Raw genomic sequence first — 14,207 nt, forward strand, 5'->3', positions numbered from 1 at the left:
TTGTCGCATCCGCTCGCCGCCGCGGGTGTGCGCAGTGCTCAGTGCGCAGCGTCCGGCGGCACGCGCAAGGCCGGAAGCAGGGTGGCCGGGTTACCGTCGTTGGGCGCTGCGGTGATGCCGAGCAGGCGCGTCATCAAGGTATACACATCGACGTTGTCGAACCCCGGCAAAGTCTTGCCCTGCGCCAGATCCGGGCCTTGCGCCACGAACACCGCACGCATCGAGGGCAGTGCAGGATCGAACCCGTGCGAGCCGCGCATGCCTTGTTGCGCGCGCTTGGCCAACTTGTCGGGGAACAGTGCATCCCAGCCTTCGTGCATCTGGCACACGATCGGCGGAATGCGCGGATGCGTGCCGTAATGCCAGCGCGCCGGTAGCTCGGTTTTACGCCAGCAGTCGTACTGCGCATGCGTGCCGAGCAGCATGGCCTCGGCGCTGGCCTGTTGCCCGGGCTGTGGATCGAAACCGATCACCTGGCCATCGGTGACCGCGGTGGCAATCGCGGGCGGCGCGATCGCTTCCACGCTGATCGCATGCCCCGGCGCCACTTCGGCCATGCCGTGGTCGGACACCACGACGATGTTGGTGCGCGCACGGGTGCCGTCGCGCTGCATGCCGGCCAGCAGCCGGCCGATGGCGGCGTCGACTGCGCCCACGCTGTCGGCGTATTCGCGCGATTCCGGGCCGTGATCGTGGCCGGCTTCATCCACGTGCTCGAAGTACAGCGTAACCAGACGATTGTGCTGCGCACCGGAGCGCGCGAGCCAGCCCAGTGTTTCGTCCACACGGGCGTCCAGGCCGACACCTTCTTCGTAGTGACGCCATTGCGTGGGGCGCACGCCCTGGATAGCTGCCTCGCTGCCCGGCCACGACCAGGTCGCCGCATGCAGGCCTGCTTGTTCTGCGCCCACCCATAGCGGCTGGCCACCCCACCAACGCGCGTCGCCCACCGCGTCCTGCTTGCTCAGCCAGAAGCTGCCCAACGCGGGGTCGCGCATGCTGTTGTGCACGATGCCGTGGTGGTCCGGGCGCAGACCGGTGACCAAGGTGTAGTGGTTGGGAAAGGTCAGCGACGGATACGACGGCGTCATCCAACGCGCACGCACGCCATCGCGCGCAAGTTGGGACAGCGTCGGCGTGATGCCGCGATCGAGCATGTCTGCGCGCAGGCCGTCGATGGAGATCAGCAGCAAGGTATGCGGCGCGTCGTCGGGTGCCACGGCCGCCGGTGTTGGCGACGATGCGGTGGGCGGCGTCGAGGCGCTGCGCACGCCGTGCTGGGTGGAGCAGGCCGCCAGCAACGCGGTGGCTATCGTGGCAACTACAAGACGTCGATCGATCATGTCGCCAGTTTACGGCGCAGCGATGACCTCGCGAAGTCAGGGTGCCTGGGTTGCGCGCTGGTCGCCGAACAGATCGTCAGCACGCGCGATCTGGCGCGGCGACCAGCCTTCCAGTTGCAATAACGCCTGCTTGGTCGGCAGGCCGCCGCCAAAGCCGGTCAACGTGCCGTTGGCGCCGATCACGCGATGGCAGGGCAGCACGATCGGCAACGGATTGCGGCCGTTGGCGGCACCCACCGCGCGGCTGGCGGCGGGGCGGCCTACCGCCTGCGCGAGCTGTGCGTAACTCCAGGTCTGGCCGAACGGAATTTGCGCCAACGTGTGCCAGACCTGCAGCTGAAATGGCGTGCCGGCCGGTGCCAGCGGCAGGTCGAAACTGCGTCGCCCGCCATGCAGATAATCCAGCAGTTGCTCGCGCGCTTCGCGCACCAGTGCGGTATCGGGGGCATGCGTCCAGCGCGCACGTCCGGGCGCGTCGTAGCGGTTCTGTGCGAACAGGATATGGTGCACGGCGGTGGAATCGGCGGCCACGGTGAGCGCGCCGATCGGCGAGGGAAAGGTGTCGTAGTACAGAGTGGTCATGGGCGGGTGTCCTTGCGATCGACGGCGAGATGCCACAGGTGCAACACGGCATACGCGCGCCATGGGCGCCATGCCTGCGAACGTGCCTCGGTGGCCCGTTCGCTTAAACGTTCCGGCGCGCCGAGGACCTGCTGCAGGATCAGGTCGCCGGCCGGAAACGCATCCGGATGCGAGAGCGCGCGCATCGCGATGTAATGCGCGGTCCACGGGCCGATCCCGGGCAGCGCGGTGCAGGCGGCAACGAAGTCCGGCAGGCGCTGGCCGGCGCCGAAATGCAGCCGGCCTTGTGCGCATGCCAATGCCAGTGCGCGCAACGTGGCCGCGCGTGCACGTGGCAGCCCGAGCTGTTCCAGTGGCGCGTCTGCCAGTTGTTCGGGCGTGGGAAAACTGCGGTCCAGACCGGGCGGCATGTCGGCATGATGGCCGCCGTGGCGGTCGACCAGCCGCGCCGCCAGCGTTGCGGCACCGGCCACGCTGATCTGCTGGCCCAACACCGCGCGCACGGCGACTTCAAAGCCATCCCAGCCCCCCGGCACGCGCAGGCCGGGACGGCGCTGGATCGCCTCGGCCAACAGCGGTTCGGATTCAAGCGTGGCATGGACGGCCTGCAGGTCCGCATCCAGATCGAACACGCGACGCACGCGACGCACGATCTGCGGAATCTGGCGCGGGTCGGTGGCATCGATGCGCAGCAGCAGTTCCGCCCGCTGCGGCGCGGCGACAACCTCGATCAAGCTGGCGTTTCCAGGCGTGCCGATCACGCGCCGGTAGCCGCTGGCATCGACCTGCTCGATTCCCGGAATCGCGCGGCGCTGCAAAAAGCCCAGCATCGCGGCCCAATCCAGCGGCGGGCGATACCCCAAACGCAGACGCAATTGGCCGCCTGGTACTTCGCTGCGCTGCTTGCGTAGCGCCGACGGCGGCATGCCGCAGCCCTGCAGAAAGGCCGCGTTGAAACGCCGCAGGCTGTTGAAGCCGGCAGCGAGTGCGACCTCGGTGACCGGTAAGGCGGTTTCGGTGAGCAACTGCTTTGCCAACAGCAGCCGGCGCGTGCCGTGCACCTGGATCGGTGTGGCGCCAAGCTGCTGCACGAACTGCCGTTGCAGCTGCCGCGCACTCACGCCCACCGCATCGGCCAGCGTCTGCACCGGCTGCTCCTGCAGCACGCCTTCGGCAATCATCGCCAGCGCACGCTGCACGCTTTCTTCGCCCAGATGTTGCTGCGCCTGCGGCGACAACTCCGGACGACAGCGCAGACACGGCCGGTAGCCCGCCGCACTGGCCGCCGCCGCGCTCGGGTAATAACTGACATTGCCTGGCTTGGGCGCCGGCGCCGGACACACCGGCCGGCAGTAAATGCCGGTGCTGCGCACCGCCGTGAAAAACAGCCCGTCGAAGCGCGCATCGCGCGCCAGCCGGGCGCGGTCGCATTGGATTCGATCGGGCGTCAACGTCTGCATGGCGCCAGTCTATGCCCTGGCTTCGGCCGAGGCTGGCCGTTTTCGGACAGGGTTGCTGCAGGGCGGCGCGTTCACGGCCGGGTCAAACCTGTGGCCCATTCAGCCATAGACTGACGGTGAATCCGTCGCGCTCACAATCCCCATCATGCTCAAATCGCTTTGCCTGTCCGTTGCGTGTCTGCTCTTGCTGGTGGCGTGCGAACGCAGCGCGACGTCTGCCGATGCCGGGGCTGCACAGCAAAACAATGCCGGGCAGGCGGGCGATGGCGACCACATGGTGTCGGTGGATACGCCCGAGCCGGTGGCGCCGCCGCCACGTCCGCGCGCGCAGGCGGGTGAGACCGGGTGGCCGGCCGCGGCGCTTGAAGCGGGCCAGGCGTGGATCAGTTGCGCCACCGATTACAGCAAGGAGGCTGGCGACGGCACGCTGCTGCCGGCGCTGGATCGGGCCAGTGTGGAAGCGGCGCTGGCGCCGTGCCGCGAGACCGGGCTGGTGCGGGTGCGCTACGCGGGCAAGATCAATGCCGGCTTCGCTGCGCTGGTCTGGCGCCTGGCGGCGGTGGCCGAGCAACTACGGTTGCCGCATCGCATTGTGGATCTGGATTCCAGCGGCGGGCAGGTGGAGGCAGCGATCCGCGCCGGCGACACCATTGGCGAATCCAACTGGACCATCTGGGTGCGCGAAGGCTCGGTGTGCCATAGCGCATGCGTGTTCGTGCTGGCGGCCGGCGATAACCGCCTGGTGGCCGGCAAGGTCGGTATCCACCGGATGATGCGGATCAGCTCCAAGGCGACGTCGCGGGCAGAGCTCAATCGCGAATTGCGCGAGGTCTACGGCAACGTCAAGGATTATCTGGAGCGCAACGGTGTGGCAGTGGCGGTGGCCGATCTGATGATGACCGTGCCTAACCGCAGCCTGCGGCTGCTGACGATGGAAGAACTGCGCGAGTACGGGTTGGACGGCACCAACGCCGTGCAGGACGACCTGGAGCGCATCCGGCAGATGCGCAAATGCGGCGATGCGTTTGTGCGCCGCAAGGATGCGTTTCTGGTGGCGTTCGATCAAAAGTGCAAAGGCGAGGGCGCAGATCTGGATGCGGTCAACGCCTGCGGCCTGGCCCTGAAGCAGCGCTTCGGTTTTCCGGATGCGTCCTGCCCGGAAGAAAGCCCGTTGGCCGAGACCGATGCCGCCGCCTTGCCGGCAACCCCGGCGGCCGAGACGCAGACCGGTTCCGCAGCGGATGAGCGACCACAGGCAGAACCAAGCGCCGCCGCGGCGCCGGATGCCGCAGAGACGGAGCCTTCGACGCCCGCGCACGCCGAGGGCTGAGGGCGGCGGCAAGTTTCACGCGTATCGCACTGCGCGCTGCCTATCGTCGCCCCATAACAACCGGGCCGGGGGGGGCACTATGCGAGGCAAGACCAAGGGCGTTGTACTGGCGTATCTGCCATCGGCGTTGCTGGTGCTGGTGGGCTTCGGCGTGGCTGAACTGCTACGCGTTGCCGCCACCGCACTGCATGCGCAATGGCCGGCCACGCTGGGGATGTGGCTGAGCCTGGCGGCGCTGGTTGCGGCCGTCGCACGCGCGTTCTGGATCAGCTGGCGCCTGTGGCGCCCACGCGGCGTGGCTGCCGTGCCGCCTGCTCCCGGCGGAGAGCTCTAGCGATTCGATCCAGGCCGAACGAACCTGGTCTGGGTTAGGGCTGCGTTGAACGCGCGGTTCGCACTGGCTGCGCAGATCCGGCCTGCCGCCTGCGCTCTACCGGCGGATCAGGCGGCTTGTTACACGCCAACGCGACAGTGCCGTCCGGATGATGCAGTCAGCCGCTCCCACCCGGATCGTGCGCCGCTTGTGTTGCGCAGGTCCCGCCATAGACTGCGCTACCCACCGCAATGTGTGCGGTCCATCTCTTTCCAACCCGTTCAAGGTGCTGTCCCATGCTCCGTCCTCGTTTGCTTGTCGCGTTGGTGTTGGCTCCAGCGCTGGCGTTTGCTCAACAACCGCAGCCGTCCCGCGCGGCCACTGCCCAGCCGGCGCCTGCGACACAAAAACCGGCGGCTGGGCAGCCCGTACCAGCGCCCAGCGCGGCCCAACAGGCGCAGGTCGCCAAGCAGGACGTGGAGATGACCCAGGCCGCCTTGCGCGTGGCACAGATGGTCGATGCCAACAAGGCCGCTTCGCTGTGGGACGGTGCGTCCAGCGTGGCCAAGACTGCAGTCAAGCGCGATGCCTTCGTCGCCCAGCTCGCCGGCGAGCGTGCACGTCTGGGTGCGATGGTCGGGCGTGGCCAGGGCTCGGTGACGCGGGTGAAGTACGGCCCCGGCGCGCAGGTGCCCGAAGGGTTGTACGTCAACGTCAGCTTCCCGACCCGGTTTGCCAATGCGCCGCAGCCGGTGCGCGAGCTGGTGTCCTTCCGTCTGGACGAAGACAAGACCTGGCGCGTTGCGGGCTACAGCCTGCGCACGGCGGCCAAGTGATGCGGCAGCTCACCAGGAGATTTGCATGCAACTGACCATCGAACTGCAGATGCTGGGCTGGGCCATGGTGCTCGGGCTGGTACAGCTGCTGGCTGCATCGGTCAGCATGACCGCGCAGCGCGGCACCAAATGGAATGCCAGTCCGCGCGATGGCGATGCCAAGCCGTTGACCGGCGTCGCCGCACGGCTGGATCGCGCGTTTCGCAACTATCTGGAAACCTTTCCGATCTTTGCCGCAGCGGTGCTGGCGGTGACCGTAGCCGGTCGCACCAATGCGGAAACCGCCTTGGGCGTGCAGCTGTATCTGTGGGCGCGAGTGGCGTACGTGCCGGTTTATGCGGCCGGCATCCCTTATCTGCGCAGCGCGATTTGGGTTGTGTCGTTCTGGGGCATCGTCAAGCTGGTACGCGCGCTGCTGGGTTGGTAAGACATTACGGTTCCGGCGCGTGCACGCGTGCCGTGCATCGCGCTTGACCCCGATCAAGCGCGGCGTCGCGCGTTGGCTCCAGACTGGGTGCATCGGCGGTAGCCAGTACGCAGCATGCAATCGGTGGAGAGCGTCATCCGCCGTTTTTTAGACGGGCCTGGGCGTGCAAGCGGGCAGACGATACGAGCATTCCGCCGCACTGGATTGCATCAGCCCTGCATTTGCACCCGCGCCACGATCGCATCGATCGCCGCCTGCGTATCGCCGCTGCGCATGGCCTCTTCCAATAGCGGGATCGCCCAGGCGCAACCTGCATGGGTCAGATGCACGCGCCAATCGCCTCGCCAGCCGTCCAGCTCGTGCAACGCCAGCATGATGCAACCGCCACGGTCGGCATGGCCGCCATGGATGGATTGCTCTAGCCAGAACGGGCGCGCCGCGCCGAGTTCGATCGAAAAGACGTAGACGTCGTGCTTCGGATCTTCGGCCGACGGCGCGATATTGCGCTGGCCGATCTCGATCACCCTCATTCGTCGGACTCGGGGTCCATGGCCATGACGCGAATTTCCACGTCGTCCAGTTGCACGAGCTGACCGGGGCGGATCTTCGCGGTCTTGCGCAGCTCCTGCACGCCATCGACGCTGACCGCGCCGCTGGCGACGATGGCCTTGCCCTGGCCGCCGCTATCGGCAATGCCGGCCAGCTTGAGCAACTGATTGAGTTCGATGTACTCGCCGTCCAGGTCGAATTCCAGGAATTGCATGCTGCACTCGGTCGAAAAAGAAACCGATTATCCGCCCGGAGCCGCCGCCGGCACCACCATGCGCAAGCCCGCACCAGACACCTGGCTGCGCGCAGGCAGCCGCAGCGCGCTGTCACCTTGCGGGCGATGCCGGCGTCGGCAGAGTGGCCGCCTACTCGCGGCGAAACCGCGCAATCTCCTCCAGCAGGCGCTGCGCGCGGGTCAGGCTGCCACCGGCATGCGCATCGTCGATGCGGTCCAGCCAGGGGTGCTGTGCGCGCTGCAGCCGCCGATAGCCGTACCAGGTGCCGCAGGCGCCCATCATGCCCACCAGCAGGTTGAGCAGCAGCCAGACGTGCGGCAGTGTGGTGGCAGTGAGGCTGCGCCAGGCGCTGTCGGCGACGGCCACCCAGAGCACCCAGAACGCGATGCCCAACCACGGCGCGACGCGCGTGCGCCAACGCCGCAGCTGGGCGAGTGCTTGTTGCGTCTGGACCAGCGGCCCGGCGAAATCCAGTTGCGACAGCAGCTGCAATTGACGGCTCGCCGAGAGCGCCAGCGCCACGCACCATAGCTGCAGCAGCACGCCGCCGATGATGGCCGCAACTTGATGGGGTTCTCCCAGCCAGCCACGAACAAACACAAGGCTCAGTGCCAGTGCACACACGAGCTGTGCCACCTGGCGCCACCACAGCGGGCGCAGGCTGGCATGCGCTGTATCGCTGCGGATGGCGCCGAGCAGGCGATGCATGTCTGCGGCCTGGCGATCCAATCGGTGTTCCAGGGCGTGCCAGGCGTGTTGCATGTCGTCGAGTTCCATTGCGGCTCCGGTGGTGTCTTGGGTCAAAGTTCGTTGCGGATGCGCGCCTTCAGGCGGCTGAGTTTTGTGGCGACGTTGGTTTCGCTGATGCCGAGCACCTCGGCGATCTCGCGGTAGCGGTGGTCGTCCAGATAGAGCAGCAGCAAGGCGCGCTCCAGCGTGGGTAGTTGCGCGATGAAGGCGTATAACGCGGCCACCTGCTGCTCGCGTGCGGGGTCGCGCGCCGCCGGGTCCGCGAGTTGGTCCGCCACCGCATCCAGGGCGATCGGCGCATCCGGCGCACGGTTGCGGCCGCGCAGGTCGCTGATCGCCACATTCAGCGCGATGCGATACATCCAGGTCGAAAAACGCCGGCTGGGGTCGTAACCAGGAAATGCGCGCCACAGCTGGGCCGCGATTTCCTGGGCCAGCTCGTCGCGGTCGTCGCGATTGCGGCAATAGCTGGCGGCCACCTTCAGAACGATGCCCCGGTGTTGCCGAAGCAGGACGCTGAAGCGGGTTTGCAGGTCTGTATCCACGGGCTTGGCTCAGGTGCCGGGCAAGGCGGGAAAATGCGTGCCAGGATGATTCGCCGGGTCGGGCGAATCCTCACAACCTGAACAAAACGTCACGACCCTTCGACACGAAGGGGGGTAAGGGCGCACAATACCCTGCTTTGCGCCTGCCGGCTCCGTGCGGCGCCTCCGGAGTTACCCATGACCCAAGAATCTTCCGCGCCGCTGCTGTTTGCAGACCTCGGCCTCTCGGACGCTGTGATGAAAGCCGTTGCCAACGTTGGCTACGAGTCGCCGTCGCCGATCCAGGCTGCCACCATTCCCGCGCTGCTTGCCGGCCGCGACGTCCTCGGCCAGGCGCAGACCGGTACCGGCAAGACCGCCGCGTTCGCGCTGCCGGTGCTGTCCAACGCCGATCTGAACCAGCTCAAGCCGCAGGCGCTGGTGCTGGCCCCGACCCGCGAACTGGCCATCCAGGTCGCCGAGGCCTTCCAGAAATATGCCGAAGCCATTCCCGGTTTCCGCGTACTGCCGGTCTACGGCGGCCAGCCGTATGCCCAGCAGCTGAGCGCGCTCAAGCGCGGCGTGCATGTGGTGGTGGGTACCCCGGGCCGGGTGATCGATCACCTGGATCGCGGCACCCTGGATCTGTCCCAGCTCAAGACGCTGGTACTGGACGAAGCCGACGAAATGCTGCGCATGGGCTTTATCGACGACGTCGAAGCCGTGCTGAAGAAGCTGCCGGAAAAGCGCCAGGTGGCGTTGTTCTCGGCCACCATGCCGCCGGCTATCCGTCGCATCGCGCAGACCTATCTGAAAGACCCGGCCGAAGTCACCATCGCGGCCAAGACCACCACCTCGGCCAACATCCGCCAGCGTTATTGGTGGGTGAGCGGGCTGCACAAGCTGGACGCGCTGACCCGCATCCTCGAGGTTGAGCAGTTCGACGGCATGATCATCTTCGCGCGCACCAAGGCCGGTACCGAAGAACTGGCGCAGAAGCTGCAGGCCCGTGGCCTGGCCGCAGCTGCCATCAACGGCGACATGCAGCAGGCCGCGCGTGAAAAGACCATTGCCCAGCTCAAGGACGGCAAGCTGGACATCCTGGTCGCCACCGACGTTGCCGCCCGCGGCCTGGACGTGGAGCGCGTCAGCCACGTTCTCAATTACGACATCCCGTACGACACCGAAAGCTATGTGCACCGCATCGGCCGTACCGGTCGTGCCGGCCGTAATGGCGACGCCATCCTGTTCGTCACCCCGCGCGAGAAGGGCATGCTGCGCTCGATCGAACGCGCGACCCGTCAGCCGATCGAAGAAATGCAGCTGCCGAGCGTGGATGCCGTCAACGACACCCGCGTGGCGCGCTTCATGACGCGCATCACCGAGACGCTGGCCAGTGGCCAGATCGACATGTACCGCGATCTGCTGCAGCGCTACGAGGCCGAAAACAACGTGCCGGCGATCGAGATCGCCGCGGCGATGGCCAAGTTGCTGCAGGGCGATGCGCCGTTCCTGCTGACCCCGCCGGTGCGTGGCGCGCGCGAAGAGTTCACCCCGCAGCGCACCGAGCGTGCCGACCGTGGAGATCGTAGCGACCGCGGCGAGCGTCCGCGTTTCGAGCCGAAGTTCGAGCGTGGCCCGCGTGCCAACGACGGCGAGCGCGCACCGCGTCCGCCGCGTAGTGAGGATGCCGGCAGCGAGCGTCCGCGTCGTGACCCGGCCCCGCGTGGCGAGCCGGAGTTCGGCATGGAGAGCTATCGCATCGAAGTGGGTCACACCCACGGCGTGAAGCCGGCCAACATCGTCGGCGCCATCGCCAACGAAGCCGGTCTGGAAAGTCGCTACATCGGCCGCATCGATATTCAGGACGATTACTCGATCCTGGATCTGCCGGCCGACATGCCGCGCGAGCTGCTGACGCACCTGAAGAAGGTCTGGGTCTCCGGCCAGCAGCTCAACATGCGCAAGCTGGAAGAAGGCGAGGCGGCGGCGTCGCCGTCCAAGCCGCGTTTCCCGCGTGGTGGCAAGCCGTCCGGTCGTCCGAACGGCCCGGGGCGTCCGATGGATCGCGCCGGCGCGCCACACCGTAAGGGTCCGCCCAAGCCGCGCGGCGAGTAAGCCCCGCTGACAATCGGCTGCGCGGCGAAGCGCGGACGCAGCCGGGGTCAGTGCCGCTATTCCTTTATAGGCATAGCCTGGCAATGCAAGCAAGCGTGTCCCGACAGGGACCGCAGATGGCGGATGGTCAGCCAGGCTGACCTTTTCCGCCGGCCGTCCGGCAAACGGACGCCGCCATACAGACTCGGCCATGACGGCCGCTACTGCCTTCAGGCGCCCACTGGGCGCCTGAATCGCATCGGGCGGCGGTGGACGAGGACGGCAATGGCGCAGGCAGCACGCAGCACACGCAGTGACCGGACCATGCACATGGTGCGCGGTTGGCTGACGCTCCCTCTGGCACTGCTGATTGCCGTGGCTGTCGGCATGGCCGTGCTCTCGGCACTGGCGATCGAAATCCAGTCCGGTGCCACCGCCTGGATCGTCGGCCAGAGCCACTGGTCCAACGCCCAGCAGGAGTCGGTGTACTGGCTGGAGCGCTATCTGGTGAGCGGCGATCCGGCTGATCTGCAGGCCGCCTGCCGCGCGCTGGAAGTGCCGCTGGGCGACCGCGCGGCACGCGAGGCGGTCGAACAGCCGGTGATCGCCTGGACGGCGGTCTATGCCGGACTGGCGGCCGGCCGCAATGCCCCTGAGGACATGCCGCAAATGGTGCGTCTGTACCGCTACGGCCATGTCTTTCCGTATCTGAGCGACGCCATCGCGATGTGGAAGCACACCGATGCCGACCTGTTGAAGCTGAGTGCACTGGCCGACCGTGCCGCCTCCGTGCAGGCCGCCAGTACGCCGGATCCGCGCGCGCTGCAGGCCTTGCGCGACGACCTGCATCTGCTCGATGGGCGCATGCGCGGCGATGCGGCGCAATTCCAGGCGCTGCTGATCCGCTGCGCGCGGCTGCTGCACGACGTGATGGCGGCCTGCAGCCTTGCCACCTTGTTGTTGGTGCTGACCACCTGCGTGCTGGCGATGCGCCGTATCCGCGACTATCTGCTGTCGCACGAGGGCCGTTTTCGCACGGCGTTTCAACAAGCCGCACTGGGCATGGTCAAGTTCGATCTGCGTGGCCACGTGCTGGATGCCAACGCCTCGATGGCCAATATCCTGCGCTACCGCCCGGAGGAACTGCAGGCCCGCACGCTGGCCGAGGTGGTGCATCCGGACGACATCGTGCTGGACAGCCGCGGCATGATCGACTGGCCACGGCTGATGCAGTCCGGCGAGCTGCGCTTCCTGCGTGCCGATGGCGAAGTGATGTGGGGCCGCTGGAGCGCCTCGCTGGTGGAGCCGGGTCCGGAGGAACCCACGCTGGTGCTGGCGGTGATCGAAGATGTCTCGCACGCGCACGAGCTGGCCGACGAGGTCGCCTTCCACGCGCGTCACGATGCCTTGACCGGCCTGATCAACCGGCGCGAGATCGAGCGCCGACTGCTGCGTCTGATCGAGCCGCCGCAATCGCCGCAGCTGTGCCATGCGTTGTGCTTCGTGGATCTGGACCATTTCAAGCTGGTCAACGACACCTTCGGGCATGCGGTCGGCGACAAGTTCCTGTGCCACTTCGCCGACGTGATCACCATGCAGCTGCGTCCGGGCGACTGGCTGGGGCGGCTGGGTGGCGACGAGTTCGCGATTCTGCTGGCCAATACCGATCTGGTGCAGGCGCAGGCCTTGCTGGAACGCATGCATGGTGTGCTCGGGCAGCCATGGAGCCATCAGGGCGGCCGGCCGCTGACGCCGAGTTGCAGCTTTGGTGTGGTGGAAATTCGCAAGGGCGCCAGCGACGTCAATGCCTTGATGACTGCGGCCGATCTGGCCTGTCACGCGGCCAAGGAAGAAGGGCGCAACCGGATTCGGTGTTTTGGCGAGAACGATCTGGCATTGGCGCGGCGTCGGCATGACGGTGGCTGGATCAGCGCCGTGCAGCAGGCCATCGCCGAACAGCGGCTGCTGCTGTACGCACAAAAAATCCAGGTGCTAAGCGACCCCGGTCGCCTGCAGTACGAAGTGTTGGTGCGCATGCGCGCGCGCGATGGGCGTGTGCTGAGCCCTGGCGAATTTCTGCCTGCGGTGGAGCGTTACGGGCTTGGGCGCATGGTCGATGCCTATGTGCTGGAAACCTTGTGCGCGCAATTGGCCGACAACCCGATGCATGTGGCGACGCTGGATCTGTGCCACGTCAATCTGTCCGCGCAATCGATCGCGCAGCCGGACTTTCTCGATTTTGTCTGCGCCTTGTTCGAGCGCTATCCCACGCTGGTGCCCAAGCTGTGCATGGAGATCACCGAAACCGCGGTCATCGGCGATCTGGAACATGCGCAGCGCTTCGTGCAGAGCGTGCGTGCGCGGGGCTGCCACGTGGCGCTGGACGATTTCGGCAGCGGCCTGGCCTCGTTCGGCTACCTCAAGCAATTTACGGTGGATGTGCTGAAGATCGATTGCGGCTTCGTGCGCAATTACGCGCATGACGCGGTGGACCGCGCCGCGGTGCATTCCATCGCCCAGGTCGGCCTGGCACTGGGCATCGAAGTGGTGGCCGAAGGGGTGGAGTCGGAGGCGGATATCCCCGGCTTACGCGATGCCGGCGTAGGCCAGGTGCAGGGATTCAGCCTGCACCGTCCATGCCCGCTGGAAGACCTGATCGCGCCACAGCCGTTGCTGGCCGTGACCGGATAGGGCCAGCCGGCAGAGCCGCGCGCCACGCTGTGACTGCACAAAAGTGCGTTGCCGGCTGTAAATCGCCGATAATCGGACGATGACAATCCGACTCAACAAACATATCGCCGACACCGGCTTCTGCTCGCGCCGCGAGGCCGACCGCTTGATTGGCGAACGCCGCGTCACCGTCAACGGTGTGGTGGCCGGCACCGGCGCGGTGGTGGGCGACGAAGACACCGTGCTGGTGGATGGCCAACCGCTGCGCGCGCGCGAGGCCAAAAAGCCCGGCGGCCGCAAGCACGTCTATATCGCGCTCAACAAGCCGGTGGGCATCACCTGCACCACCGAGAGTTCGGTCAAGGGCAATATCGTCGAATTCGTCGGCCACGAGCAGCGCATCTTCCCGATCGGCCGGTTGGACAAGGAGTCCGAAGGGCTGATTTTGATGACCAGCAACGGCAACATCGTCAACGAGATCCTGCGTGCGGAAAACCGCCACCAAAAAGAGTATCTGGTGGCGGTCAACAAGGCGGTCACCGACGAATTCTTGCGTGGTATGGCACGCGGTGTGCGCATCCATAACGAAACCACGTTGCCGTGCCGCACCGCGCGTATCGCCAAGTTCGGCTTCCGCATCGTGCTGGAGCAGGGGTTGAACCGGCAGATCCGCCTGATGGCGTCCGAATTCGGCTACCGGGTCACCCAACTGCGGCGGGTGCGCATCGACAACATCAAGCTTGCCGCGCTCAAGCCTGGGCAATGGCGCAACCTGAGCGATGCGGAACTGCGCGGCCTGCTGCCGCAGCGTACCGACTGGTAAACCGGCCGGCTGGATACGCTGCCGGACGCCAGGCGCAGTGGTCGCCATCAGGTGCTTCCGCTGCAGTCGGTATGGGCGTTCGCGTATGGCCTGCCGGGTGCGATAGATGACCAGACGCTGCGCTTGGCGCCTTGTGGGCGCGGGCTTGGTCATCGTCATGGTCGGTAAGCGCCGGCCGCTGAAGCGCTCACGCGTTCGCTGCGAAGCGTTGGTCTCGGGTGTTACGCGACACTGCGGTCGCTGTCGGCCAAAGTAGTGTCGCGGGAT

Annotated in this window: 14 protein-coding genes; 7 read left to right on the forward strand and 7 right to left on the reverse strand. The window is 66.7% G+C overall.

Translation table 11 applies throughout. The features are described 5' to 3' along the window. Positions 1 to 38 precede the first annotated feature (38 nt). From RQH86_RS21815 to RQH86_RS21825, 3 genes are read right to left on the reverse strand one after another with little or no spacing between them, the layout of a single operon-like run. Positions 39 to 1,343, reverse strand: coding sequence for an ectonucleotide pyrophosphatase/phosphodiesterase (locus RQH86_RS21815; protein ID WP_311240149.1), 1,305 nt, complete (start codon positions 1,341 to 1,343; stop codon positions 39 to 41). A gap of 36 nt (positions 1,344 to 1,379) precedes the next feature. Beyond that, a complete protein-coding gene (locus tag RQH86_RS21820; RefSeq protein ID WP_055849864.1) occupies positions 1,380 to 1,925 on the reverse strand; it encodes a methylated-DNA--[protein]-cysteine S-methyltransferase in 546 nt (181 codons plus the stop codon). Beyond that, positions 1,922 to 3,385 (reverse strand): AlkA N-terminal domain-containing protein, encoded by a 1,464-nt coding sequence (locus tag RQH86_RS21825; RefSeq protein ID WP_311240148.1) that lies wholly within the window; start codon positions 3,383 to 3,385, stop codon positions 1,922 to 1,924. The genes RQH86_RS21820 and RQH86_RS21825 overlap by 4 nt, the downstream gene beginning before the upstream one ends. Before the next feature lie 145 nt (positions 3,386 to 3,530). Between RQH86_RS21825 and RQH86_RS21830 the strand changes: the two genes are divergently transcribed. The 4 genes from RQH86_RS21830 (at position 3,531) to RQH86_RS21845 (ending at position 6,291) form a co-directional block, all read left to right on the forward strand. Beyond that, positions 3,531 to 4,715 carry a hypothetical protein gene (locus RQH86_RS21830; RefSeq protein ID WP_311240147.1) on the forward strand — a complete coding sequence of 395 codons (1,185 nt, stop codon included), beginning with the start codon at positions 3,531 to 3,533 and terminating at the stop codon, positions 4,713 to 4,715. 79 nt (positions 4,716 to 4,794) lie between these two features. Then, positions 4,795 to 5,049, forward strand: a complete 255-nt coding sequence (locus tag RQH86_RS21835) for a hypothetical protein (RefSeq protein WP_115513412.1) — start codon at positions 4,795 to 4,797, stop codon at positions 5,047 to 5,049. A 275-nt stretch (positions 5,050 to 5,324) separates the two neighbouring features. Continuing rightward, complete coding sequence (locus tag RQH86_RS21840; RefSeq protein ID WP_311240146.1) at positions 5,325 to 5,864, forward strand: DUF4019 domain-containing protein; 540 nt, start codon at positions 5,325 to 5,327, stop codon at positions 5,862 to 5,864. Between the two features lie 25 nt (positions 5,865 to 5,889). Continuing rightward, positions 5,890 to 6,291 (forward strand): MAPEG family protein, encoded by a 402-nt coding sequence (locus RQH86_RS21845; RefSeq protein WP_055849874.1) that lies wholly within the window; start codon positions 5,890 to 5,892, stop codon positions 6,289 to 6,291. Positions 6,292 to 6,500: 209 nt separating this feature from the next. Here the strand turns inward: RQH86_RS21845 and RQH86_RS21850 are convergent, their stop codons facing one another. The 4 genes from RQH86_RS21850 to RQH86_RS21865 form a co-directional block, all read right to left on the reverse strand. Continuing rightward, positions 6,501 to 6,821: a hypothetical protein gene (locus RQH86_RS21850; RefSeq protein ID WP_311240145.1), complete on the reverse strand. Its 321-nt coding sequence runs from the start codon at positions 6,819 to 6,821 to the stop codon at positions 6,501 to 6,503. Further along, complete coding sequence (locus tag RQH86_RS21855; RefSeq protein ID WP_311240144.1) at positions 6,818 to 7,054, reverse strand: RNA-binding S4 domain-containing protein; 237 nt, start codon at positions 7,052 to 7,054, stop codon at positions 6,818 to 6,820. Before RQH86_RS21855 ends, RQH86_RS21850 begins: the two co-directional genes overlap by 4 nt. Before the next feature lie 151 nt (positions 7,055 to 7,205). After that, positions 7,206 to 7,853, reverse strand: a complete 648-nt coding sequence (locus RQH86_RS21860; RefSeq protein ID WP_311240143.1) for a hypothetical protein — start codon at positions 7,851 to 7,853, stop codon at positions 7,206 to 7,208. 23 nt (positions 7,854 to 7,876) lie between these two features. After that, positions 7,877 to 8,371: a sigma-70 family RNA polymerase sigma factor gene (locus RQH86_RS21865; protein ID WP_311240142.1), complete on the reverse strand. Its 495-nt coding sequence runs from the start codon at positions 8,369 to 8,371 to the stop codon at positions 7,877 to 7,879. Between the two features lie 177 nt (positions 8,372 to 8,548). Here RQH86_RS21865 and RQH86_RS21870 point away from each other — a divergent pair, with 177 nt between their 5' ends. The 3 genes from RQH86_RS21870 to RQH86_RS21880 all read left to right on the forward strand — a co-directional run bounded on the left by RQH86_RS21870 (position 8,549) and on the right by RQH86_RS21880 (position 13,940). Next, positions 8,549 to 10,468 (forward strand): DEAD/DEAH box helicase, encoded by a 1,920-nt coding sequence (locus RQH86_RS21870; protein WP_311240141.1) that lies wholly within the window; start codon positions 8,549 to 8,551, stop codon positions 10,466 to 10,468. A 264-nt stretch (positions 10,469 to 10,732) separates the two neighbouring features. Further along, complete coding sequence (locus RQH86_RS21875; RefSeq protein WP_115562476.1) at positions 10,733 to 13,138, forward strand: EAL domain-containing protein; 2,406 nt, start codon at positions 10,733 to 10,735, stop codon at positions 13,136 to 13,138. Between the two features lie 79 nt (positions 13,139 to 13,217). Next, a complete protein-coding gene (locus RQH86_RS21880) occupies positions 13,218 to 13,940 on the forward strand; it encodes a pseudouridine synthase (protein WP_055849889.1) in 723 nt (240 codons plus the stop codon). The last annotated feature ends 267 nt before the right edge of the window (positions 13,941 to 14,207 follow it).

The organism is Xanthomonas sp. WCS2018Noco2-27 (assembly GCF_031843525.1).
Lineage (GTDB): Bacteria > Pseudomonadota > Gammaproteobacteria > Xanthomonadales > Xanthomonadaceae > Xanthomonas.

Excerpts from the sequence above, each read along its gene's own strand:
- RQH86_RS21815 (WP_311240149.1), bottom strand. The coding sequence starts at position 1,343 with ATGATCGATCGACGTCTTGTAGTTGCCACGATAGCCACCGCGTTGCTG.
- RQH86_RS21820 (WP_055849864.1), bottom strand. The coding sequence starts at position 1,925 with ATGACCACTCTGTACTACGACACCTTTCCCTCGCCGATCGGCGCGCTC.
- RQH86_RS21825 (WP_311240148.1), bottom strand. The coding sequence starts at position 3,385 with ATGCAGACGTTGACGCCCGATCGAATCCAATGCGACCGCGCCCGGCTG.
- RQH86_RS21830 (WP_311240147.1), top strand. The coding sequence starts at position 3,531 with ATGCTCAAATCGCTTTGCCTGTCCGTTGCGTGTCTGCTCTTGCTGGTG.
- RQH86_RS21835 (WP_115513412.1), top strand. The coding sequence starts at position 4,795 with ATGCGAGGCAAGACCAAGGGCGTTGTACTGGCGTATCTGCCATCGGCG.
- RQH86_RS21840 (WP_311240146.1), top strand. The coding sequence starts at position 5,325 with ATGCTCCGTCCTCGTTTGCTTGTCGCGTTGGTGTTGGCTCCAGCGCTG.
- RQH86_RS21845 (WP_055849874.1), top strand. The coding sequence starts at position 5,890 with ATGCAACTGACCATCGAACTGCAGATGCTGGGCTGGGCCATGGTGCTC.
- RQH86_RS21850 (WP_311240145.1), bottom strand. The coding sequence starts at position 6,821 with ATGAGGGTGATCGAGATCGGCCAGCGCAATATCGCGCCGTCGGCCGAA.
- RQH86_RS21855 (WP_311240144.1), bottom strand. The coding sequence starts at position 7,054 with ATGCAATTCCTGGAATTCGACCTGGACGGCGAGTACATCGAACTCAAT.
- RQH86_RS21860 (WP_311240143.1), bottom strand. The coding sequence starts at position 7,853 with ATGGAACTCGACGACATGCAACACGCCTGGCACGCCCTGGAACACCGA.
- RQH86_RS21870 (WP_311240141.1), top strand. The coding sequence starts at position 8,549 with ATGACCCAAGAATCTTCCGCGCCGCTGCTGTTTGCAGACCTCGGCCTC.
- RQH86_RS21875 (WP_115562476.1), top strand. The coding sequence starts at position 10,733 with ATGGCGCAGGCAGCACGCAGCACACGCAGTGACCGGACCATGCACATG.
- RQH86_RS21880 (WP_055849889.1), top strand. The coding sequence starts at position 13,218 with ATGACAATCCGACTCAACAAACATATCGCCGACACCGGCTTCTGCTCG.